Origin of the sequence: Teredinibacter purpureus (genome assembly GCF_014217335.1) — a bacterium.
Classification (GTDB): domain Bacteria; phylum Pseudomonadota; class Gammaproteobacteria; order Pseudomonadales; family Cellvibrionaceae; genus Teredinibacter; species Teredinibacter purpureus.
Genome location: NZ_CP060092.1, coordinates 55,188 through 80,260 on the forward strand (window position 1 = coordinate 55,188; position 25,073 = coordinate 80,260).

The window sequence follows — 25,073 nt, forward strand, 5'->3', positions numbered from 1 at the left end:
TATTTTATGCGCACGCAAGCGCTTGCTTCGCCAGCTGGCGCTTATTTACTTTCCCAACAGGGGTTAACGGAAATTGTTCGACAAACTCAAAACGGTCGGGCACTTTGTAGGCGGCGATACCCAAATTTCTGAGATATCGCCTAATCGCTACGGGGCGAGGTTGCGCACAATTCACGTGAGTAATTACAAATACACAGGTTTTTTCGCCCATTCTTTCGTCCGGAATAGGCACAATTGCAGCATTCGCAATACACTCATGTTTGAGCAAAAGATTTTCAATTTCTGCGGCGGCAATTTTTTCGCCTCCACGATTAATCTGTTCTTTTATGCGACCAACCACTTGCAGATCACCTTCAGTCGTTTTACGCACTAGATCTCCAGTTAGGTAATACCCTTGTGAATCAAACGCCTGCTGATTATGCTCGGGAGCATTGAAGTACCCCCTTACGGTATAAGGCCCCTGCGTTGCAAGCTGGCCTATTTCACCCTCGTCAACACACTCGCCGCTCTCATTCACCACTTTCAATTCATCGTGCTCGGACATGGGCCGCCCCTGACAATGATTCACCCGTGCCTCGCTATCACTGAGACGGGTATAGTTCACCAAGCCTTCGGCCATGCCGAAAACTTGCTGTAACTTACAGCCAAATCTAACCGGAACTTGTGCCGCTGTTTCGGGGCTTAAGGCGGCACCGCCTACCTGAATAAAATCTAGGCTGGGCAAATGAGTATTGTGAAGCTGTTGGCACTGCAACCATAGAATAAGTGCGGGCGGAACAAGTGAAACGACCGTAATGCAATGCTTCTCAATTAACTCAAAACAATAATCGGGGCTTGGGTTATCACCCAACACTACGGTACCACCGGCCATAAAAACGCCGAGCGCTCCAGGAGAACTCAACACAAAGTTGTGGGCTGCTGGAAGGGCACAGAGGTAGCGTGTTGTCGTATTAAAGCCACATACACCTACACTTTCTCGCACACTGTATTCGTAATCATTATGTGTGCGAGGAATAAGTTTTGGTGTGCCGGTGGAACCACCGGAGAGCTGAAAAAAAGCGACCTCATCTGCCGGGCTCGCGTTAAAGCTGTCATCGCTTATCGACGCAACAACACTGCAGCACGCTTCAAGACTTTCGCCCTGCCAGCTGCGCCCAGAGAGAACAACATGTCGAATAGACGGATAATCAGCAACAAGCGATGCGATAAAATCATCGCCCGAAAACAATGCGTGCTCTGCACTACCAATAATAAGCGTTGGTTTTAATTGCTGACAGTAACTGCTTAGCTCAAATTTATTGTGGCTCATTAATGCGTTAACCGGTGCAACACCGATTTTTAAGAGCGCAAAGAAAACGCAATAAAACTCAGCAATGTTAGGTAGCTGCACTACGGCCGTATCACCTACGGTTAATCCCCGTGCGCTTAGGTTCCGGGCCATGTTCGTTGAGCGCTCGTCGAGCATGGCGTAGCTCCACTCTCGATCACCGCAGACAATCGCCGTGCGCTCCGGCCATGACGCTACCGAACGTGCCAATATTGCAATGAGTGGCTCATCTCGCCAGCACCCTTGTTCGCGATAATGTGCAGCTAACATGTCGGGCCAACGCGTAAAAGGGAGGAGCGTCGAACTCATAATGGCGCATTACCCGACAAGCCCATGGCTCGCAACATAGTGGCCAGCTTAGCTTGTGTTTCTAGCCACTCTTTTTCCGGCTGAGACCCTAAAACAATACCGGCACCAGCGAACAGCTGAATAGATTGTTGCTGCACTTGGCCACACCGAATGGCAATGGCCCAATCGCCATTACCGTTCGCATCACACCAACCCACAATGCCGGTAAATAAATGCCGATCATAATTTTCGAGCGACAGAAGCGCCTCTTTCGCTTCCTTCGTGGGAAAGCCACACACCGCAGGCGTAGGATGCAGCGCACACGCCAATGTTAAACTGGTGACTTCTGGGTTTTTTAGCCAACCTTGCAGGCGCGTTGATAAGTGCCACATAGCCGGCGTAGACACTAACGAAGGGGTTGCGGGAACATCGAGCGATACGCAATAGGGGGCTAGATTACGTTTAATATCATCGACAACAAGACGATGCTCCCGCAAATCTTTTTCTGACGTCAATAATCGCTCGCTTACCAAGCAATCTTTACTGGGATCAGATTCTCTCGCAATGGAACCCGCTAACGGATTCGCCTGGAGCTCCATACCGTGCCGACGCACGAGCAACTCAGGGCTTGCGCCCATAAAAATACTGCCGTCTTCAAGTGGCACAGAAAAATAATGGCTCGCGGGATTTTGCTGAACAATCGCTCCCATCAACTTAACCGGATCAACGGGCGCACTTAACACCATATCCAAACGCCGAGACAATACCGATTTTTGTAACTCACCTGCCTCAAATTGCCTTACCAATGCAGTAACGGCATCCCTGTACCCACGCTCATCGGGCGCACTAGTTGCGTCAACAAGCGACACCTCTTGCTGACCACCTTGCAACGCTTGAAAATCGGAGGCGGGCAAAAAACGATGACTCTTGGGCACAAAAAGATGTGAAGGCTTACGCGTATCAAAAGGTATGGCACCCACTACAACGGGAGACAATTGCCCCGCAGCTCTTGCCGCCGACAACGCCTCTTTCACCGCCGAATGAAAGCTCTCCTGGCTTCCGTTCTCATCCGTTACAGGCAAGCGAATGGATTGACTTCGCCCAGAAGCAATGAGCCCAACCTGACCGGTTGCCAGTAAACAATCATTTAACGGGTTAAATTGACTTAACGACGAAGCCGTAAGTTCATTCGCATTCACTGCGTTACGCGGTGTGCGAACCGGTTCAATAGTACTCGCGTCTGCTAGGCTCATGATTTATCGCTCCCCCAAAGGGCGTATAACACTCGGTCTTTTATGGATGAAAAAAGAAATCTTTCCCACACAGCAGCATGGCTCTCGCAACACTTAACGTGCGAACAAACATCTCTCTCAAAAGCGAGAGAAATGTAACACTCCAAAGATACGATGTAAATACAAACGATAACGATTAGCATTACGAATAACGTTTAGGCGCGCCCTCCTTCTTTTTCTGGCGCACAACCCAACTAAAAAGTAACGTGTAGCCGAAAGCTGCTACCGAGCAGAACGTTTTAACGGCATAGAAATAGACGCGGCATAACCTGTCGCCTTGAATAGGCGATAGGTTATGCCGGAAGAGACGAAGAATTTAGATGAAAGAACTTAGATAACGCGCACCGGACGGGCGGCGTGTAGTATTTTCGAGCGTAGGCGATAGCCTGCATACAACAAGAAAACACTCGCAAGCAACGCAAAAGCATCAACCGCTAAAGATGATAAGTTTATATGCACCCACAGGGATAATTCAGGCCACAAAAAAGCTAATGAGGAGGTCGCCGGAACGGCCAGCCAAACCACACTCGCAAGCAACATTAGCTGGTACGATGCTTTACGCCCCCCAACTAAAAACGCCCATGCGTTGACCGCGAGAAAAACCACGTAGTACACCCAAAGGTAGCCATACCCAACCTCCTGACTATAAAGCTGCAACCACTTGCTGGCCGCCAAACATGCGCCCACGCCGGTAACCGAACCCAAGCACACACCCGAGGTAAGCGCCGAAAGAAATCTAACGCCCTTCGGCTCACTATCACCGAATGGGACTTCGGCCAATTTTTTACGGCGTTTTTCTAACCACAGCACGTTACCACTAAAAAATAAAAACGCACCCGCAAGCCCAAGCGTAAAGTACAACCAACGTGTAACGTTGCCACCAAAACTACCAAAATGTAACGAGAATAGTTTACCCACAACCGCATTCCACGGGTCTGCCTTACCGGGAATAACGCTTGAAGCATTTAATTCACCGGTAAACGGATTTAGGCCCATAAACGCTGCATGTGCACCTCGTACCATATGCGCAGGGCTCTCTAACGACACTAATACCATGGGGCGAGGTGAATTTAAATTCATGTAGGCTAGCTCAGCAATACGGAAGCCCGGCGCCACCTGATGAACACGTTCTGTAATATCAGAAACCGGTAAGAGCGTAGAAAGAGCTGGTACCCCTCCAATAACCAGAGGAGCACGCCCAAATAAAGGTTTATCGCCGTAGGCCGCCCAACTTAAACCACCGTAAAACTGATCGTGAAAAGCAAACCCAATAGCGGTGATACAGATAACAAGGTGAAAGGGCAAACTCGTCACGCCGATAATGTTGTGCGCATCTAACCAAAACCGGCGCTTACTTTTCTGGGTGCGCAACCGAAGAAAATTTTTGGCTAAAGTAGGCAACAAAATAATCAACCCCGATACCAGTGCTAGAAAATACAACATGGCCGCCGAACCCGTAACCCAAACCCCTAAATATTCACCACCCACTTTACTGGGAATTCCCGCGGTTTGATGGAGCATATCAATAAGCCCGCCCAGCACCGAAGGCTTCACCTTCACTACTTCGATACTATGATTGTCAGATTCAGCTTTATTTTTTGCTTCACTTAGGGCTTCGGTTACACTTTCATTTGCGATTGCAGTTACCGCTGTATTTATATTTGCCTGCCAGCGGGTTTCCGTTAACTGTATCGTTTTACTTCGCCGATTATCTTCCGCCCAACTAATAGGGGCAGCCGAAGGATCGAACTGCAATTTAAACCCCGTGCGCGCGGCTGGATATTGAGCCAATACTTCGTCAACTAAAAATTGTAACTGTTCCGTTTCGATAGAAGTTTGAAGGCTCGACGGCGGGGTGCTCCATTGATTAATAGGTGCCTTGAACATATTAATAGCGCCGGCGAAAAACGCGATAAATAATACGAGACCCGAGACGATGCCCACCCAGGTATGCACCGTTAGATAGGTTCGCACTATGTCTGCGCGAATTTTCATACCTGTGACTCCATCAGCATTCGACAACACAGCAAAACGCCGTATAGCACGCCATTAATTCCGCCCAACCAAAAAAACGCCTGCGCCGCACTGCGAAAAAGATACACCAAACTCCAGCACACCATCATGATAGGCGGCATTACCCACATATTAAATTGCACTTTATGCGGCGTATCAATACCACCGGGGCCCAGCCAAGCGAAAAGACTCGATAGCGCTAACGCTAACAAAAAACCCATTACAAGGCCTAAGCAATTCTTACCCCACCAATCGACGGTACTCGCCTTAATGTTCACGCGCATTTATTTCAAACCTATTATGTGTACTCTTTTTAACATCGGCAAAAAAGGCACCACACAACCACTACACATACAGGTTGTGAGCCACATAAAACATGCAGCAGGCCCACTAAGCTGAGCAATAAATGCCGCTAAGCATAGGAGTTGATACCCCGCCAACAACCAACGCCACGGATAACTCGGCATCGGCCGTTTTAGCATTTGTTGATGCTGAAGCGTGAGATAAAAAAAGCCGCAACCCAGAATTGTTGCGGCAACGGTTAATAAAAGCATGGATACATATCCTATCGCCCCCCATAAAAAATGGGGGGCCTACAGTATTAGAAACGGTATGCGAGAGACGCCACCACTTCGCGACCCATTGCAGGGTAACCAACATAAGTATTTGAGGGCGCACCCAAGTAGGTGTAAGTCGCGTGATCGTAATAGAATTCGTTCAACAAATTATTAACCGTAAGCGATACCGTTAAACTGCTGACCGGTGACCAATTCCCATACGCTTTTACCACTGAATAGGATTCTTTATCCGGCGCACCTTCTACCACAGAATTTTTTTCGCTTTCAACAAAACGTACATTTACACCGTATTGCAACGATTGGCTGCCCGAAAACTCTAACGCGCCTAACCAGGTGCGACCAATGGTTGTACCTAAACCCATATTGCGGTCTGAAAGAGGCTCGCCATTCAAGGTATTATCGGCATCCCAAACACCGAGTGTTGCCGTGATATTGTCGAAGTTGTATCCTGCTTCAAATTCGTAACCCTCTACTTTGGCATCACCAACATTGCGCCAATAACCCCATACATCACCACCGGTGTATTCTACATCAATAAAGTTTTCAATATTCTGTTCGTACAGTGTCGCGCGAGCAAACATATTATTCTTTTCGTAGGCAATGCCTAGCTCTATATTGTCTGCTTTTTCAGACTCGAGCGTTCCATCATGTAAATACAAACCGCTGAAAAACGCTTCGCGTATAGTGACACCTCTAAACGCTTGTGCATAAGCCACGCGCAACTCCAACGAATCTGTCACTTCAAAGGCAGCGCTTAGGTTAGGGCTAATACCTGAATCTGAGATGTCCACGCCATCACTCACACCGCTGTCGCCTTCAAGGCTATAACTATCGTAACGAATACCCGCGGCTATATTGAGCTGCGGTGTTGCCGCCCAGTTATCTTGCACGTAAACACCGGTGACCGAAGCACTTTGCTCTGTTGTACCCCACGCAAACGGTGGCGTCGCATTTTGTGCTGAAGTTAAGTTATCTGCACGGTAGTCAATGCCGTAGGTAATATTCTGGCTACCGACGCTTGTACTATTACGTACGTCAAAACCGATACTACCAAAATCACCTTCACCGTAAATTACATCCGCGTTTTGACGCTGAACTTTGAAGTCTGAGTCGTTTGTATAAGCGGTTATATGAAGGTCAACCGCCTCGCTCGACGGATCAAAACCATAATTTATTGATACCGTATTACGATTTAACTCTTGGTCTGATAACTGAAAACGACCGGCATAATTAGTGAGGTTTGGGCGCTCATAAGTTGTTGCCGAATCAGCCACATTTTCCAAGGTGAAGTCGAAGCTGTGATGGCCCGCACCCGAATTTAGTTTTAAAAAGCTACGGTCATGCTGGTAGGGCGTAGCCTCAACCACATCACCGTTTCCATCGGCGTAGTCTTTGCGATCTTCGCCTGAAAAACCAACAATAACACCGGTGTTATCGGAAAGACGGCCATACGCAGAACCCGTAATTTTAGAACCGTTATCGCCATTGGCCATGTAGGTCCCTTTTACCAAAGCCCCTACATTCGCATCATCCTCTAACATGTCAAACGCATTTTTCAAGGTAACGCGCAATGCTCCTGTTAACGCGCCAGCGCCATTAGTGGCGGCGCCTGCACCCGCATCCAATTCAATACGCTTTATAAATTCCGGCTCCAACTGTACGCGGGCCTGGTGGTGATACAGTTCGCCGGGGCTTTGCGCGCCATCAACCGTGACATTCAGCATCACATCTTCAAAGCCCCGCACGTAAATTTTCTGTGCGGTTGCAGACCCGCCGCCAACCGCGACGGAAGACTGGTTCGAAAAAATATCTTCGAGTGTTGCCGCCTGAATACGCTGCAGCGCCTCATCGTCCAGCAGCATGTTACCGGGCTCTCTTTCGCCTACGACCAGTACTGTTTCAATACTTTCTTGCGCAAAACTGGGTAACACAATTGACGCTATGGCAGCGCTTAGAAGGGACGTCTTTTTGATCATTTCAAATTCCTTGGGGGGACGTAATAATAGAAAATAAACTCAATTGCTGCGAATGATAATGCAACTGAGAACAATTCTCAATCAGAGTTTGGGTTCTATTGTCATCAAACATCACTATGGCCCCTGCCTTTCATTGCTAAGGTATTTAAGATTCACAAACGGGTTATCCACTCAAAAGCGCATAAGATCACGCCTTGAAATAGGCGTAAGAGGCTTGGTTATTCAGCAAAAGCGTGCACTTACTTACGGCCAAAGTCCCTTCATTAAAAGGGATAGGCTTCCGGCACCAAAAGTATCGAACGCGCGACGACGAAGGCGCCGCGTTAAACGCCTATAAGTGGGCGGGCCGGTTAGAGCCCATTGGCCAGTAATTCGATTTTCGCGGCCGCACCATAAAGTGCTCCTGCATCGGTATCCAGTGTTAGCGGCGGAATAAGACTCGGCCACATCGCGGCTAGCTCATCAATAATTCGAGCCGCTTTAGCCGACGCCTCACCTGCATCACCCTCTTGTGTTCTGCCGCTAGCGATAAGCTGCTTCGCTATGGTGGTAAACCCCAGAGCGTCTTGGTATTCATGGGCATTCGAAAGCTGGCCATCTACCACCGCAATGGCATACTCTTCGCCCGCAACGCGCAGTAATTCAACCACACGTTTCAGCTGCATGGCGCTAGTTTGCGCCTGGGTATTCACACCCTGTTCGGCATGACCAATCGCCTCCATCAATTCGTTATAGGCGTGCGCGACAATCGACTTTTCCGCACCAGCACCTACCAGCGAGGCCAAACGCTGTAATTCAGTCGCAAACCCGGCCACGCCTCTTGCGGCAAAGGCCGGTTCGATTGCTGCGTATAACTCACTTTTAGGGTGTTTCATATGGGTTTTTGCGTGTTCCACATGGTCGGCTTGGTACAGTGAATAACCAACATAAAGATGGCCACGCATTAGGCCCAACTGCGTAAGATAAGCAAGATCATCAGTCTCAAGACCGGCAGCATCAGAAGCACCTTCGCCTTCACCTTCGTCCGCAATAATCATATTTGGCGAGGTATAGCCTGCACCGTTAACCTCTCGCGCATCACTTTGGGTTTCACTGCTACAACCATTCAATGTCGCCAAGCCCGCAAACGTGATCGCACTAACCCCAATCCACAATTTTTTCTGCTTGTTCATGTATAGTCCCTTGTCATTTCGGTTATTGTTTAGCTTGTTTCGTAAGTTAACTTACCTCTCACTCAACCGCAAATAATTCTCATTCAAAAATATGCAAATCATCATTCATAACGTTCTCGATACCTATCAAATTGAAGCGCTCACATCGTTGCTAGAGGCTTCCCATCTTTACGAAGACGGCCGAAATACCGCCGGTAACACGGCAAAATCCGTCAAAAATAATTGGCAAGCAAAGCAGGGTAGCCTCGAAATTAAAGGGGCTCAAAAAACGATTGAGCTGGCGCTGCGTAAGCACCCACTACTGGTCGCCGCAGCCATTCCGCTCAATTTTACGAATGCATTAATGTCCTGCTACACGGAGAATATGCAGTACGGTAGCCATATCGATAACCCTTTTATCGATAACGTACGCACAGATTTGTCCTATACACTCTTTCTGTCCAAGCCCGAAAATTACGAGGGAGGTGAGCTTGTGCTACAAAAACCAAGCGGCGATGAATATATAAAACTTCCGCAAGGCAGCCTGATACTCTACGCCAGCACCCATTTACACCGAGTAGCCGAAGTAACATCAGGGAAAAGGCTCGCCGCTGTAGGATGGATTCAGAGCCGAATTAAAAGCCCTGAAGCACGAGAAATACTCTTCGATCTGAGCAAATGCCTAGCCGAACTAAACAATACTCCCGAGCACCACAAGACACGCTTGTCACTACAGAAAATAAAAGCCAACCTTACCCGCATGTGGGACGAAACCTAGAAGATGGAAAGCGTTTAATGGGGAGGCAATTGCCCCAACGCATTGCTTCTTTCCCCTTCAAGGCAGCGCGTTCATACACGATCCAACTAACGCCAATAGTGTTGCTCAATTAGCACTATACTTGGGCGTACTCTTACAAATATTGATACGATCGACACCAACCATCGCTAACAATGCCCAGCACTGCCTTTAGCGAAACTAGCAACAAAACTAGCCAATTAAAAAAGCGGGGCCAACAACAAAGATGGTAAAGGGTTACCTCTCTATCCAGCTTAAGTCTCAATGGCTTTATCTCGCTTTTCTGCTCACAATCTTGGCAATATTTGCCTACGATTGGATACCCCCTCGCTCGCTAACACTCTTAACGCCAGGTTCAACAACCAGCCTCTACATGGACTCTGAGAATACCGGAACCAGTGTTGGCGAATGGCTTGATAAGACCAACCACGCTTTTCGTTGTACTTTTTATGATACACCCGCCCACTATAAATATTGCGGCTTCGATGTATTGCAAGGCGATGGGCTTTCGGCCGGTATAGATTACTCCCACTACACAACATTAAAGATTAAACTTCACTATAAGGGCGATGCTGAACTTTTGCGGTTTTATGTACGCCACTTTGCCCATGGGCTTTCGAATGTAAACGACACGCGCAATACCGCCAAATATGCGCGCGTACTTGTTGCGACAAACGACCTTAATATCGAAGTTTCCCTTCCCCTTACCCAATTTTCGCTCGCCAATTGGTGGGTAAGAGCAATGAACCTTCCTACGGAGTTGTCCTATCCTGAGTTTTCTAACGCTATTAATATTGGTATAGACCACCCCTACCCCGCGCGAATCGGGGTTCACGATATTCAGGTGGCCTATATTCGATTAGAGGGTATTTGGTTAACGAAAGAATCGTGGTATTTGGGCATCGTAGGGTTTTGGTTTTTAATATTAGTATTAAAAAATTTACAACAACTGTTTCACTACCGCTCGCTGTTAACCCGAAATACCGAGCAGCTAGACTACGCCTTAACCAAAGCCGAAAAACTGGAAGCAGAATCCAATCGCTTTAAAGAGCTATCGTTAATTGACCAGCTCACGAGTACATTAAACAGAAGAGGGATTCAGCGAGAAGTTGATAAAATCGACCGGCAATCCAAATGGTCCGATACTGCAATAGTACTTATGGATATCGATTTTTTTAAGCCTATCAATGATAGTTATGGGCATGACGTTGGCGATAAAGTACTTGAATCGCTTGGCGCAATATTGAGAGATGCCGCCGGCACACGCGGCTATGCAGGCCGCTGGGGGGGCGAAGAATTTATTCTGCTTTTTTCCGGCACGAGCGTAATGCAAGCGAGAGATACCGCCGAGGCTATTCGCCAACGCATTGCCAACTTTGTATTTTGTGGTGAACTAAACATTCGACTAACGGCAAGTTTTGGTGTGGGTACCGCAGCAGTAGACGAGTGTTTTGAAGACACGTTCCGCCACGTAGACCGTGCACTTTATTTAGCGAAGAACTCAGGGCGTAACTGCGTTAAAACGGCTGAATAAGGTTGTCAGTATTTTAGCGGTTTCAAAACAAAAAAAGCCGAGCATATACTCGGCTTTTTCATTAAAAACTATTGATATAGTCCTGCATTGCACCGTCAAACACACTATATTTACGGCCTTAGAGCGGCGACTAAAAGGTATCCGTACGTTATCGTCACTCTCTCTATTCGCCCCTAAGACCACCCTCTAGAGCGAGGGAGACTGCACTATTTTTCTAGACTAATTCAAACAAATGATTTTTCTTTTTGCCCAATTTCACCAAGAAAAAACGATTAAACAATGCATGCTCTTTTGCGAAACATTCAGCAGCCTTCATATTATCCCCTGCCCCTTTTGCAGCCCCATTAATCAACACCGCGTTCCGGCCCAAGGCATCTTTCACCTCTCGGCCCGCTTTAACCATGCCACATTCGGCTAGCAAGGTTGTTAAGGGTTTGTCGGTAAACTCGCCAGCCACTAATTGGCTAGCAGGTAAACCATCCAACGCTAATTGCTCTAAGTCCGACTCACTTAAATCACCTAAATTGCCGCTAAACATTGCCGCCGTAATACGCTCAGCGGCCAGCAAGCCGTCTTCGCCATGAATAAGCTTCGTGACTTCTTTTGCCAAGATGCCTTGCCCTTCCGGGCGGCCGGCTGCGGCTGTATCTCGAGCTTCGATTTCAGCAATATCTCCAACCGACAAAAAGGTAAAAAAGCGTAAAAACTTATACGTGTCGGCATCTGCGGTGTTCAACCAAAACTGGAAGAATGCATACGGCGAAGTTTTAGCGGGATCTAGCCAAATAGTGCCCGACTCCGTTTTACCGAATTTAGTGCCGTCCGATTTTGTAACCAAAGGAAGCGTTAACCCAAACACGTGCCCCGAGTACATGCGACGCGTCAAATCAATTCCGCCAGTGATATTACCCCACTGATCGGAGCCGCCTATCTGCAGCGTACAATTGTGCTGCTTATAAAGCTCTGCAAAATCGTACGATTGCAAAATCATATACGTAAATTCAGTAAAGGAAATACCCGCACCTTCTCGGTCAATGCGCTGCTTCACCGATTCTTTTTGAATCATATTGTTAATTGAAAAATGCTTGCCTACATCCCGCAAAAAATCGAGTACGTTTACATTACCGATCCAATCTAAATTATTCACAACCTCAGCGGCATTATCGCCACCGTCAAAATCGATAAAACGAGACACTTGGGTACGCAGTTTATCAACCCAACCCGCTACCACATCGGGCGTATTCAGCTGTCGCTCTTGCGCTTTAAAGCTAGGGTCGCCAATTAAACCTGTCGCCCCCCCCACCAAAGCCAAAGGCTTATGGCCTGCGTCCTGAAAACGCTTTAACGTCAAGAGCGGCACCAAGCTGCCAATATGGAGGCTGTCGGCGGTCGGGTCGAACCCGCAATAGAGTGTGCGAGATTCGTCTAACCACGTCTGTAACTGATCATCGCCGGTCATTTGGGCAACAAGGCCTCGGGCCTGAAGGTCGTTAAGAAGGTTGGAATCTACCGCTGTCATGCATCTACCCTACGTCGAATGTATTCATTGAATGGTTTAAGGTAATAGCGCTACCCGCACTATTAAAAGAGGCGCAAACGATACCGAAAATAACGTACAAAACAAACCGGTATTTCATACTGCAGGCAATGAAAATCATCATTCGTAAGGAAGTGATCACTTACAAACACATTATAAAAACCTAAGATCCAGATTCCTTTGTTCTATTACCTGTAATTTCTCAATACGTGGGTGATATTTGATGATTTTTCTGTTATAAATTTGATAGTTACAGCTCACTAATAGGCTTTTAGTTAAGATTTAAATGCAACCCGTTGATATGAAAAGACAAAACCGTTTTACACGCGAGCAAAAAACAGCGTCATCACTGCTGTCGGCGCTACCCCGTAAACACATTATTGCCATAGCAACACTCTCCGTGTGTCTTGGTCTTTTCTTGATGCTTCCTAGTAAAAATACCGAAGCTAAACGCCAAAGCCAGAGCATCCCCATCCCAGCTCTGCACTCAGCTACGGCTGCAATGCCTAGCTTGGCTCCAGAGCTAGACCTACTCGAAAACCAGCTAGCCTCCTTAGAAAGCAACACGAGAGAAACCGTAAAATCGGGTGACAACCTCTCTCTTATTTTTAAGCGGGCAGGCCTGACCGATCGCACCATGATGGCACTTCTGCACGCCGAACATGGCAAAAAGCTCGCAGCGCTATACCCTGGTCATACACTTGATTTTGCCATTAATAAAGATGGTGATTTACAAAAGCTTACGTACACCCAAGACCAGCTGAACAGTTTTAGCTTTACCCGCAACGAAAGCGGTTTCGCGTATACCGAAAACCAGCGCAAACCCGACATTATTCTAGCCTCCCGATCCGCCACTATTACAGACTCGCTTTTTCTTGCGGGGAAAGACGCTCGATTAGACGATAAGCTCGTGATGGAACTGGCCGGAATATTTGGCTGGGATATAGACTTTATGCTCGACATTCGTGAAGGTGATGCCTTTAAAGTGTTATTTGAAGAATCATTTCTCGACGGCGAAAAAATTGGTAACGGCAATATCTTAGCCGCACAATTTACCAATAAGGGTACCACTTTCCACGCGGTACGCTACGAAGACAGCAACGGTAATAGCCAATATTACACCCCCGCAGGTGACACAATGCGCAAAGAATTTTTGCGCTCTCCTATCGACTTTGCCCGAATTTCTTCACACTTTAATTTACGACGCAAACACCCAGTGCTGAATAAAATACGTGCCCACAAAGGCACCGATTACGCCGCAGGGCACGGCACCCCCATTCGCTCGGCGGGCGATGGCAAGGTGATTTATGCGGGACGAAAAGGAGGCTACGGCAACGTCGTGATTGTTCAGCACGGCCAAACCTACAAAACCCTTTATGCCCACATCAGCAAATTTAATCGCGGCATTAGAAAAGGTGTGCGCGTTAAACAAGGCCAAGTTATTGCGTACGTTGGCTCCACTGGGTTGGCCACAGGCCCCCATCTTCACTACGAGTTTTATGTCAACGGCGCAGTAAGAAACCCTGTTACTATCGCCCTGCCCAAAGCAAAAGCCATTGCCAAAAGCGAGCTGCAGCGTTTTTATCAACACACTCAACCACTACTCGCTGAATTAAACCCTCTCGCTAGTACAACAAAACTTGCCCACAGTCATACCATTGGCGACACAAAAAAATTATAATTCCTAATAGCGCTCAAACGGCCGGTTTACGTATACGTAGCGGGGCTTGCAGTCGTTTTTACCACCCGAATTATTCATGGTTCGAGCCACAAGCTTGCGCCTTTCTTAACGCACGAAGTTTATAGAGGCTTCCTATGTCAGAGGCTAAACGCCTGTTTATTGGCCTGATGTCTGGCACCAGTGTCGATTCCATTGATGCCGCACTGGTTGAATTTTCCGACAACACGTTACGCCTTCATGGGACAGTAGGAATTTCCTTTGAAGATCGCACCCGACAAAAAATATTTGATCTCACCCGCCCCGGAGCGAACGAAATCGATCGCATGGGCGCGCTCGACAAACAAATGGGTATACTCTTCGCAAGAGCGGTGAACCAACTGTTAGCCGAAACTGGTTATACCGCTAGCGATATAACGGCCATAGGCAGCCACGGCCAAACTATTCGCCATAGGCCCCGAAGCGCAGGGACTCCCGATCAATTCACTCTGCAAATTGGCGACCCCAGCACCATTACCCAGCTTACCGGCATTACCACCGTTGCCGATTTTCGCCGTAGAGATATGGCGGCGGGCGGACAAGGTGCGCCACTAGCCCCAACCTTCCATAAAGAAATGTTTTCATCAAGCACCGAATCTCGCTGCATACTCAATATTGGCGGGATGAGTAACGTTACCTATCTATCAAAAGAAGGCAACGTAGTAGGGTTTGACACTGGGCCGGGCAATGTATTAATGGACGCTTGGATTAGCTCATTTGGCTCCCATAGCTTCGATAAAAGTGGTGGCTGGGCCGCTGAAGGCACGGTGAATCAAGAATTATTAGACAAACTTCTTAGTCACTCTTTTTTCCGCATGCCTGCGCCCAAAAGTACAGGTAGAGAAGATTTTGATCTGAGCTGGGTAACCTCGGCCGTAGAACAAACTATTACGCCGTTTACGCCGCAAGATGTACAAGCCACATTGACGGAGCTTACCGCCGTAACGATAGCAAACGCGTTAACCGAGACCTGCGAACACGGAACACACATTTTCGTGTGCGGCGGCGGTGCACACAACACGCACCTTTTCGAACGCCTAACAACGTTGCTACCCCAATTTAAACTCGACACTACAGAGGCATTAAACTTACACCCCGATTGGGTAGAAGCTGTTGCCTTTGCTTGGCTGGCCATGCGCACTCTAGACCGAAAACCGGGCAATATTCCCGCCGTAACTGGCGCCTCGAATACGCTGATATTAGGTGGGGTCTATTACGCTTAACACGATATTAATCCGGCTCGATAAGCGCTGGGCTGATTAACGTCTCGCCTTGATGCCGTGTATTATTGACACCTTTGTCGACGGCATAATATTGTACTGTTGAGCGATCATTTCCATCACTAGGCAATGACTCTCCCGTTAACAACCACTCCATCGCATGTTCCGGCTGTAGCATAACGGGCATGCGGCGGTGCAATTCCGTTAACGCGTTCACGGCAGGCTCTGTTAGCACGGTGAACGAAAGCGCCTCGTCGCGCTGCTCCCATAAGCCCGCCAAGACCAAAGGCTCACTCGTTACTTGCGCACGAATAAAATAGGGCTGTTTAGTACGCCCCTCTGTTTTCCATTCGTAGTAACCCAAAATGGGAATCAAGCAATGCTGACGATGTCTCCACGGCTCCCGAAAAGCGGGTTTTTCAGCCACCGTCTCAATACGCGCGTTAAAAGTGGCGAACCTAGGCACCGCGTCTTTAGACCAACGGGGTATCAACCCCCAACGCATGGAATAAACACCCCCAGACGTTAACACCGGCACTTGCTGCGTGGGCGCAACATTGAAACCGGTAGGCGCGCCTGCGGGCCAGTCAGCCAATAACGCCGCCCAACGATGCATATCCTGCAAATGATTTGCGAAGCGACCACACATAGTTAATTTCCTGCTTTACTCATATTTAGCTGGCACAGCAATAGCTTAATGACCTATTCATATGAATGATGCAATTATCTTTTAGTCATATTGACATTATCGCGAAAAGGCTAGACCCTTCGTGTTTGCAAATTTTTCTGACAGCCACCTAAAAAAGCAGCGCACCATTATGACAATGTTTTCTCGATTACTCTGCAGCTTACTCTTTATCTCAAGCCTTCCCCTCACCGCTTATGCCGACGTAAGTCTGCCACGCCTGTTATCTGAGGGCATGGTATTACAGCGTGACACACACAATAAACTATGGGGTTGGGCCGATAGCGGTGAAACCGTAAGCGCCAAATTGAATGGTAAAGACATTGGCACAACCACCGCTGTTAACGGCCGTTGGATGATCGAGTTTAAAGGATTACCCGCAGGAGGGCCTCATACCATCGTCATTGACGGGCGCAATCAAATTGTATTAAACGACATTCTATTCGGCGATGTTTGGGTGGCGTCGGGTCAATCCAATATGCAATTACCACTATACCGTGTGGAAGAACGTTTTCCTGACGAGATGGCCAACGCCAACCTACCTCATCTACGGCAATTTACCGTTCCCCGAGAAATGCAGTTTAATACTCTAGCCGAGGACTTCTCCGGCGGCCAGTGGGAACAAACCAAACCCAACCTTATTCGACACCATTCCGCAACGGCTTATTTTTTCGGTAAGAAAATTCATCAAGAAGAACAGGTACCTGTGGGTATTTTAAGTGCTAATTTCGGAGGCTCGCCCGCAGAATGCTGGATGAGTGAAGAAGCACTTAAACCGTACCCAGCGCAATACGCCAAAGCCAAAAGTTATCAAGACAACGACTACCTGCAATCACTAAAAGACGCCGATCAAGCCGACATTACGGCATGGTTTAACCATCTAAATACAAGCGATGCGGGCTTCCAAGACGGCCAGCAATGGTTTCTCGACAATACAAACGATAGCGACTGGCAAACACTGTCTATCCCTGCAATATTCGAAGAACATGGTATAGAGCCTATTAGTGGCATTATGTGGTTTAGAAAAACACTCGACCTCCCCAACTCCGCCGCCGGTAAAGCAGCGTTTTTACGTCTCGGCACGCTAATAGATGCTGACACCACCTACATCAACGGCCAACAAGTAGGGCAAACAGGCTATCAATACCCCCCGCGCCGCTACCCCATAAAAGCAGGCCTATTAAAAGCAGGTAAGAACACCATCACTATTCGCCTACAAATCGACAACAAAGGCGGTGCATTTACACGAGAAATGCCCTACTACCTTGAGATTGATCAGCAGAAAATCGACTTAACCGGTGAATGGCGATACAAAGTAGGCACAACTGTAGATGCCCCTACGAGCCGTCGGTTTGTACCTTGGAACGAACCTTTAGGTTGCTATAACGCGATGCTTCCACCACTTTTTAACATGCCTATTAAAGGTGTTATTTGGTATCAAGGAGAATCCAATACCGACCGTGCCCAGGAGTATGACCAGGTATTCCCGGATCTTATTGCGCTATGGCGCGCACAATGGCAGCAAGGCGACTTCCCTTTTATTTTCGTGCAGCTCACCAATTATAGGCCCGCCGAAGAACAACCCAGCGAAAGCAACTGGGCTGAGTTACGCTTTGCTCAATTAAAATCCTTGCGTGTACCGAATACCGCCATGGCCATCACCATCGACGTAGGCGACTGGAACGATCTCCACCCAATGGACAAACAATCGGTAGGCGAACGTTTAGCTCTCGGCGCACAAGCATTAGCCTACGGTAAAAATATCGTCTATTCTGGCCCCATACTCCAAGCCGCACACCGTAACAAGAACACGGTAAGCATTAGCTTTGAACATGTTGGGAAAGGCCTAATGGCGAAGGGTAGAAAGCTAGGCGGTTTCGCAATAGCAGGTGACGATGGCCAGTTTGTGTGGGCTAAAGCCAAAATAAAAGACAACAAGGTTATTGTGTGGCACCCATCAATCGATAAGCCAACAAAAGTTCGCTATGCTTGGGCCCATACACCGGATACTGCCAACCTATACAATAAAAATGGGTTACCAGCATCGCCTTTCGAAATCACTTTATAGGTATTGACGGGCTACTCCCACAAGCTACATCATACCCACCGGCATACATAACAAGGTTAGCCATGAAACGTATTGTATATACCGCAACATTCGGGCTGACCTTTTTATTAAACGCTTGCGCATCGTTAAGTGAGCAAGAATGTTTAAATGCTGATTGGTCTATGATTGGCCAAGAAGACGCCTCTATAGGTCGTTCGGTCACCACCTTATCGAATCACCGAAAGGCCTGCGCCAAGGTCAATATCATCCCCAACCAAACTCAATACGAACAGGGATATCAGCGGGGGCTACTACATTACTGTACTTATACTAACGGGCAAACGCTGGCGAGCAACGGCGGCCATTTTTTCGAGGCATGCTCTGAACCACAGGCCACTGATTTTTTAGCGGGTTTCGAACACGGCCAAAAAATTCATGCGACTAAACAGGCCGTCGCTACTTTAAAGCGCGAGATTCAAACATTAAATAGCGCGCTAGAAGACTCCCTCCTACAGATTAAGGAACTCGAAGAAACGCTTATACAAGGCGACGGCAATGAGGGTTCTCGCCGAGACGCTCTCACCGAAATCGATCGACTACAACTCACCGCGAAAGACTCACGCACTGCGCTATTAGCACTAGAGCGCCGCTTAAAAAGCCAACAACGTTTACTGCAATCTCTCACGCGTTAATACTTATTTTACCCGGTTTTTTTTTGCAAACGCCTTCATCTAATAAACGCTAAATACGCCCGTTTAAAATAAAATTAACACGAAAAAAAACCCGCTATTTCAGCGGGTTTTTTTAACGATAAAGCTTACGTTTTATTTAACTCGGCTTGACCTGCGACGCAGAGAATATCCACATAAAGCTAACAAGAAAAGCATACCGAAATTAAACGAACCGCCTCCGTTATCCGATTCGGATATTTCTGGCCAGATGGTGACGTCACCGACTTCGCCATCATTCGCAATATCGTTTAAATTGACCGTCACCGTAACCATTTCCGAGTCACTAAACAATTCATCCATAACAATGACATCAATGGTATAGCTTGGCGACGTCTCGTAATCCAGTGTCACTCCAGCGGCAACATATAGTTCACCTGAATATGGGTCCAACTCAAATCGTCCGATACCTGTGCCGCCAACTATCGTCCAGTTTGTAATATTTGCGTTCTCACCATCGGGATCATCCGCCGTTAAAAACGCGATAGTCGTGCCGTCTAGAATTTCCTCATCAACGGTTACAGTAGAATTCGAACTATCAATTACAGGGCTTTCGTTAACACCACCAACGTAAGCTCTTAACCACGTTGCTGCAGGCCGGTCATCATCGTCAGCCTCAAGAATATAAGCTTGAGAATCGTTCCGCCAGAGCCCTGGGCGATACCCCCACAAGGTCACACCTTCAACAGATTCGTGTTCCCAAAATAGAGGGAAAATACGCTTATAGTCGTTCAGCTGTACCATGTCGGACTCAACAGCGGTGCCTTCTGGGTCACCATCTACATCCATCTCGGTAATCTGAATAGGCAACCCAATTTCCGCTAGTGAATCAAGTGTTTCTTGTATTTGTGTAGCGCTGACGCGCGTCGAAAATGCATGCGCCTGAACACCAATTACGTCAACTAAACCCTCAGCGTGCAAATCCACTACCATGGCTTTGTACTCAGCAAGCACACCACCGTTAAGCACGTGGTATTCATTTATCGCGAGTTTCGCTTCTGGGAATCTTTCGCGCGCCATACTAAACGCAGTCTTCAACCACGCATTATTTGCTGCTCCACCCAGCGCATCGATATAATTACCATTACCTTCACCTGCGGGCGGATCGTTAACCGGTTCATTCGCAACTTCAACAACGTCAGCGTCAGGGTAACGCTCTGCAACGGCATCAAACCATTCCGTTATTTCTGCTAACTGCTCTTCTTGAGTAAGGCTTTCTATCCAGTCCGGCTGCTGGTTTCCCCAGACAAGAACATGCAAACGGAAGATCATACCGTTATCTTTCGCTAATTTGTATGCAGTGTCCAACGCGTCCCAATTCATCGTATCGCGCGTGGCCTCAACAGAGCCCCACTTACCTGCATTCCCCGGCGTAACCTGATTAAAATAATACGAGAAATATTTACCTTGGGAGGGTTCGTACGCACTACCTAAATATTTTGACTGTCCTTCGGCCATTGGAGGAGTTGGATCTTTGGGCGGTTTACCTGACGCCACACGACCCGCATCCAAATCACCCACGGTAAACAAATCACCGCTTAACCCAAATACAAATTTATCGACCCAAAGCCCATCTTCACGAGCACCGTAGCTAAATGTTTGAGTGAGTGCGCCGTCTTCAACCACGGCACTAACACCGCACCCCCCCCAAGTGGTCATATTGACCCACTTAAACGTTTCATGAATACTGGCAGACCCGTTATCAACAACCTCTACACCATCTTCAATATTAATAGCACCAACAACGGCATTTTCATCGTCAAACCCCACTCCGGCAACACCATTACAGTTTCTCCAATCGTCATCAACGGTAGGATCCTTTTCACCAAAGAAAGGGTTGCCAAAAAAGAAGCTATCATCGGAATACGTATCTGCACCGTTCGCTACCCTAGCGTATACCGTGTATTCGCCTGCTCGCGGAAAGGTCACGGTAAAAACAGATACCCGCGCATCAGTCGCTGGGCGAGAAGTAATTTGCCCCTCTGTATCACTCCAATCTGAAGTCGGATACATGGAAGTAACTGATGTTTCGGTGTCCGTTTCCGTCGCGAAATCAGCACCAAGTGCACCGTTTTCCGCTTCAATAACAATTGGAGCCACGCCGGACTGTGCATGAACAACTGACGCAAAGGTTAAGCCTAGAGCGCCCGCGATGGATAGTAATGCTTTCATTTTATCTCCCATGTCAAGCGGTAACGCTTGCATTATTATTTTCTATTGTACTTTGGAGTGCGTATAAATCGTCGAGACTTATAAGACGATTGCAGAAGAAATACTCTCCCGACTTATCAAAGTCAAGCCCTGCATTTTGGCGGCAAGATTGACTTGTTGTCGCTTCGACGATAAGTTACTCTCTGACTACGAATTGGTCAATACCTTATTCGGCTGTCAGGGGCTATTCAAGACACCCCGCCGACCGAACAAACTAAAAATTACAGATTATTTGGCGTAATTTTTTGACCGCCGACAAACATTTTTTTCAGAACCATAATAGCAAAGCATAAACTGAGCAAATTTTTTAGCATCGAAGAGGTGATTGAGCCACATCAAAAAGCGACTCATAATTTCCTACGAGGAATTTGCGTTGGGGAGTAACGTATTACGAAAAGTTGGGCATTATGGCGTTAAGCCAACACATTCACTCAAATGATGTAATTCGATCCGACACACTTGTAGATTTCAACTCAATTAATAATTTATAAAAAGTAAGAGAGTTTTACCATGAACCGAAAATTGCGCAATTCACATACTAAAGTGGGCTTTGGTCTAGCGTCTTCGCTGGTTGTGTTAGCTGGAGCATTGGCTTCTCACGCAGCCACAGCGCAGGATGCAACCGTTGCACCGGATACCACGCTAACGGAAGAGATTATTGTTACCGGTACTCGGGCTAACTTACAAAATGCTCAGGATATCAAACGCGAAGCTGACACCTTTGTCGATGCTTTATCCGCAGAAGATATAGGCTCCCTGCCTGACCGAAGTGTTTTGGAAGCCTTGCAGCGATTACCTGGCGTGTCCATTGAGCGCTTTGCTGGGCCGGATGATCCAGACCACTTTAGCGTGGAAGGCTCTGGCGCACTTATTCGAGGCATGACACAAACTCGATCTGAATTCAACGGTCGCGACTCTTTTACTGCAAGCTCCGGTCGAGGGCTTTCGTTCCAAGATGTATCTCCCGAACTTATGGGCGGAGTAGATGTTTATAAGAATCAAACCGCCGATATGATAGAAGGCGGAATCGGCGGCACCATTACACTGCGTACACGCAAACCCTTTGACAGCGCCAATCGCCAAATGGCCTTTAACATAGATTATTCCTATGGCGACAAAGCCGAACAATGGAGTCCCACCGTATCGGGCCTGTTTAGCGACCGCTGGGAAACGGCCGCAGGCGAGTTTGGCTTTCTTATCAGTGTTGCCGACTCCCAACTTTATGGCGAATCTCATGGCATTCAAAGTGATGCCTACTCGCAGTATTATGCAGAAAACCTTAATGACGAAAGCAACGCAAATTATTCCTATAGCCGATTATGGGAAAGCGGCATATTGCCAGGCGCAGAACGCTTCGTTGAAGGGGCTGCGATAGATGAACGCCCCACGGTATGGATGCCTAACTCCGCAAACTTAACGCAAAAATATGATGATCGTAAGCGGCAAGGCCTTACGACCTCAATGCAATGGCAAAACCTCGATGAAACGATTCGCGTTACAGGCGAGTATATACGCTCAGACTCAAACCTAACGTGGGATGAGAACGCTATTAAATACCAGGGTGGCTACCCTCTTAATTCTGGCAATCTTCGCTCTGCCCCGCTAGATGGAACCTCTATCACCTTCGATGATGATGGTGTTTTTCAAAGCGGTACCTTAAAGTTTGTTGAGTGGCTGCAATCGGGTAACGGTGATCACGCACCTGGCAGCGGTACTAGTGGTTATCAATTCGGCGCCAAGGTTCAACCGGATTCGCGCGTTGTCATTACCGAGTCGCTAGTCGAAGACATGTCATTAAATGCAGAATGGCAGCCGACCGACAAACTTGAACTTAGCTTCGATTATCAGTATATCCAAGCTGAATCGTCACAGGATGACATCTGGTTAATGCTCGGCACGTTTGCCGGTCAAGAGTTCGATATCAGTGGCGACACACCAACACTCACATTCATTGAACCCTGGTTCGGCCACCGAGATGCCAACCGTACCGATTTTTACCGGGATTATCCCGGTTTCAGCGACGACCCTGAAGGCGACGCCAACTACTTTCAAGATCCAAACAACTATTTTTGGCGCGCAGCCATGGATCACTACGAACGCTCGGAAGGTGTCTCTGCCGCAATGCGTATCGACGGCACTTACCATTTCAACGACGAACATTTGATCAAGTCGGTTTCCGCCGGTGTTCGCTATGCCGATCGCGAGCAAATTGTTCGTCGTACCAGCTACAACTGGAATTCTGTTGCTCCGGAATGGTCCAGTGCTGCTCGTGCAGGCTGGGTTATGGACGAAGAGTACGCGTCTCAATACCAGTATTTGGAATACACCGACTGGTCTGATTTCCACGGCGGCGATGCATTCCACGTAGAGGGCAATCAAACGATTCACCCCAGCGGTGAATTCGTTCGCATGCTTATGGGGGCAAACCCAGAACGCGAACTCATTGTCTCTCGTGATTCCGAAAACAACCCTGTAGGTGCATGGGAAGAGGAACGCCTACCAGCACGCAGCGGCGTAGACACCGAATACGGCCTCTTCACTCCCGGTGATATTAGTTATACCCGCGAACAAAACGAAGCGTTTTACATGCGCCTAGATTTTGCCGGTGACGAAGATTTACGCTTCTCCGGTAACGTCGGTTTCCGTTATGCCACACTGACCCGCCAAGCAGATGGCGCAGTGGTATATCCAGACCTCATTCCACAGCATGCAGCACCTGCCGATATTGACATTCCACTCACGAGCGCTAGCGTAATCAGCTACCTAGACCAGCAGGTTGCCAATGGTATTTTCCCTGATATTACAGCCGCTAGAGGCGATGCTATTAATCAGTGGGTTGGTGAAGAGTCAAACTACCTTAGCGACGACGACCGAAATTACGGCAACAATGCTGAGCTCCCAACGGCCGCTAAAACCGAGTTCAAGCTGTTTTTACCCAGTTTCAACTTAAAGCTAGAGCTCACTGACGACTTAATAAGCCGTTTTGCCATATCAAGAGCCGCAGCCTATCCGGACCTTGGTGATGTTAGGAACCGTGTCAGTATTGGCACGCTGAATACACTTGCAAGCACTCGCCTTACCGACCTTGAACCCCTCGAAAACGGTGACCCAAGCCCTTATGAAGGGATGATCGATACCGTTTCTGTCCGAGGCTGGACCGGCGGAGGCGGCAATCCTTTCCTTAAACCTATGATGTCTACGCAATATGATATATCGCTGGAGTGGTACTTCTCTGATGTTGGCCAGCTCAGTGGTACGTTATTCCATAAAAACCTAGACGACTATTTTGTAAAAGGCTCGAATTACCAATACATCACCAACCCTCTTTCAAATGTTACGCAACTGGTAGACGTTGACAGCACCATCAATGGCGGCAATGCCAAAATGGACGGTTTTGAACTGTCTTACCAACAGTTCTTTGAAGGTAAGTTTGAAGGCTTTGGAGTACAAGCTACCTACACCTACATTGACGCTAGCGGCGTTCCCAACAACCAAATTGAGTTTGAAGAAGAGGTTGCGAGAGACTCGCTAGATAATTTCAACGACACAGGTATTCGCGTTAGCTTAGACAGTATTCCTTTACAGGGGCAATCAAAAGAAACCGCTAACCTTGCGGGTATTTTTGAAAAGGACGGCTGGAACGCTCGCCTTGCTTACAACTGGCGATCAAGATACCTACTAACCACTCGCGATGTTATCAGTAAAGCGCCACTCTTTTACGATGACCACGGTCAACTAGACGGCTCAGTTTTCTATAATGTAACGGATTCGCTTACCGTAGGTGTTCAAGCCACAAATCTTACCGACTCCCAGTCCAAAACCATTATGGTTTTGAATAACGAAATGCTGGAAGCTGGTCGTTCTTGGTTTGTCTCCGACCGCCGAATCGCATTAGTCGTGAAGGGCAACTTCTAAGACAGAAAGGTAAAACATGAGGCGTTTAAAAAAAACGCCTCTAGAATTTGAGAATGTA

16 protein-coding genes are annotated in these 25,073 nt (G+C 47.8%); 7 read left to right on the top strand and 9 right to left on the bottom strand.

The annotated features are described in order from the left end of the window. Positions 1-4 precede the first annotated feature (4 nt). The 6 genes from H5647_RS00190 to H5647_RS00215 form a co-directional block, all read right to left on the bottom strand. Positions 5-1,636 (bottom strand): (2,3-dihydroxybenzoyl)adenylate synthase, encoded by a 1,632-nt coding sequence (locus H5647_RS00190; protein WP_045855528.1) that lies wholly within the window; start codon positions 1,634-1,636, stop codon positions 5-7. Further along, positions 1,633-2,868, bottom strand: coding sequence for an isochorismate synthase (locus tag H5647_RS00195; protein WP_052691770.1), 1,236 nt, complete (start codon positions 2,866-2,868; stop codon positions 1,633-1,635). Before H5647_RS00195 ends, H5647_RS00190 begins: the two co-directional genes overlap by 4 nt. A gap of 369 nt (positions 2,869-3,237) precedes the next feature. Further along, positions 3,238-4,902, bottom strand: a complete 1,665-nt coding sequence (locus tag H5647_RS00200; RefSeq protein WP_045855529.1) for a PepSY-associated TM helix domain-containing protein — start codon at positions 4,900-4,902, stop codon at positions 3,238-3,240. Continuing rightward, a complete protein-coding gene (locus H5647_RS00205; RefSeq protein WP_045855530.1) occupies positions 4,899-5,204 on the bottom strand; it encodes a hypothetical protein in 306 nt (101 codons plus the stop codon). Before H5647_RS00205 ends, H5647_RS00200 begins: the two co-directional genes overlap by 4 nt. A 317-nt stretch (positions 5,205-5,521) precedes the next feature. Then, positions 5,522-7,474 (bottom strand): TonB-dependent receptor domain-containing protein, encoded by a 1,953-nt coding sequence (locus H5647_RS00210; RefSeq protein ID WP_045855532.1) that lies wholly within the window; start codon positions 7,472-7,474, stop codon positions 5,522-5,524. 350 nt (positions 7,475-7,824) lie between these two features. After that, positions 7,825-8,646, bottom strand: a complete 822-nt coding sequence (locus H5647_RS00215) for a hypothetical protein (protein WP_045855533.1) — start codon at positions 8,644-8,646, stop codon at positions 7,825-7,827. A 91-nt stretch (positions 8,647-8,737) separates the two neighbouring features. Between H5647_RS00215 and H5647_RS00220 the strand changes: the two genes are divergently transcribed. Together H5647_RS00220 and H5647_RS00225 are read left to right on the top strand one after the other, a co-directional pair. Then, positions 8,738-9,403: a Fe2+-dependent dioxygenase gene (locus tag H5647_RS00220; protein ID WP_045855534.1), complete on the top strand. Its 666-nt coding sequence runs from the start codon at positions 8,738-8,740 to the stop codon at positions 9,401-9,403. Between the two features lie 244 nt (positions 9,404-9,647). Beyond that, the gene (locus H5647_RS00225; RefSeq protein WP_045855535.1) at positions 9,648-10,955 is read left to right on the top strand and encodes a GGDEF domain-containing protein; all 1,308 of its coding nucleotides are present in this window, start codon (positions 9,648-9,650) and stop codon (positions 10,953-10,955) included. A 214-nt stretch (positions 10,956-11,169) separates the two neighbouring features. On the opposite strand, the gene tyrS is transcribed toward H5647_RS00225, so the two are convergent. After that, the gene (tyrS, locus tag H5647_RS00230) at positions 11,170-12,474 is read right to left on the bottom strand and encodes a tyrosine--tRNA ligase (protein ID WP_045855536.1); all 1,305 of its coding nucleotides are present in this window, start codon (positions 12,472-12,474) and stop codon (positions 11,170-11,172) included. Positions 12,475-12,793: 319 nt separating this feature from the next. Between tyrS and H5647_RS00235 the strand changes: the two genes are divergently transcribed. After that, a complete protein-coding gene (locus tag H5647_RS00235) occupies positions 12,794-14,173 on the top strand; it encodes an OapA family protein (RefSeq protein WP_121495400.1) in 1,380 nt (459 codons plus the stop codon). Positions 14,174-14,307: 134 nt separating this feature from the next. Continuing rightward, positions 14,308-15,432 carry an anhydro-N-acetylmuramic acid kinase gene (locus H5647_RS00240; RefSeq protein ID WP_045855537.1) on the top strand — a complete coding sequence of 375 codons (1,125 nt, stop codon included), beginning with the start codon at positions 14,308-14,310 and terminating at the stop codon, positions 15,430-15,432. 7 nt (positions 15,433-15,439) lie between these two features. Here the strand turns inward: H5647_RS00240 and H5647_RS00245 are convergent, their stop codons facing one another. Beyond that, complete coding sequence (locus H5647_RS00245; RefSeq protein ID WP_045855538.1) at positions 15,440-16,078, bottom strand: SOS response-associated peptidase; 639 nt, start codon at positions 16,076-16,078, stop codon at positions 15,440-15,442. A gap of 121 nt (positions 16,079-16,199) precedes the next feature. Here H5647_RS00245 and H5647_RS00250 point away from each other — a divergent pair, with 121 nt between their 5' ends. Next, positions 16,200-18,182 (top strand): sialate O-acetylesterase, encoded by a 1,983-nt coding sequence (locus H5647_RS00250; RefSeq protein ID WP_236074707.1) that lies wholly within the window; start codon positions 16,200-16,202, stop codon positions 18,180-18,182. A gap of 62 nt (positions 18,183-18,244) precedes the next feature. Beyond that, on the top strand, positions 18,245-18,853 hold the full coding sequence (locus H5647_RS00255; protein ID WP_045855539.1) for a DUF2799 domain-containing protein: 609 nt from the start codon (positions 18,245-18,247) through the stop codon (positions 18,851-18,853). A gap of 132 nt (positions 18,854-18,985) precedes the next feature. Here H5647_RS00255 and H5647_RS00260 read toward each other — a convergent pair whose 3' ends face one another. After that, positions 18,986-21,061 carry an endo-1,4-beta-xylanase gene (locus H5647_RS00260; protein ID WP_162926250.1) on the bottom strand — a complete coding sequence of 692 codons (2,076 nt, stop codon included), beginning with the start codon at positions 21,059-21,061 and terminating at the stop codon, positions 18,986-18,988. Between the two features lie 549 nt (positions 21,062-21,610). Between H5647_RS00260 and H5647_RS00265 the strand changes: the two genes are divergently transcribed. Next, the gene (locus H5647_RS00265; protein ID WP_045855540.1) at positions 21,611-25,015 is read left to right on the top strand and encodes a TonB-dependent receptor; all 3,405 of its coding nucleotides are present in this window, start codon (positions 21,611-21,613) and stop codon (positions 25,013-25,015) included. Positions 25,016-25,073 lie beyond the last annotated feature (58 nt).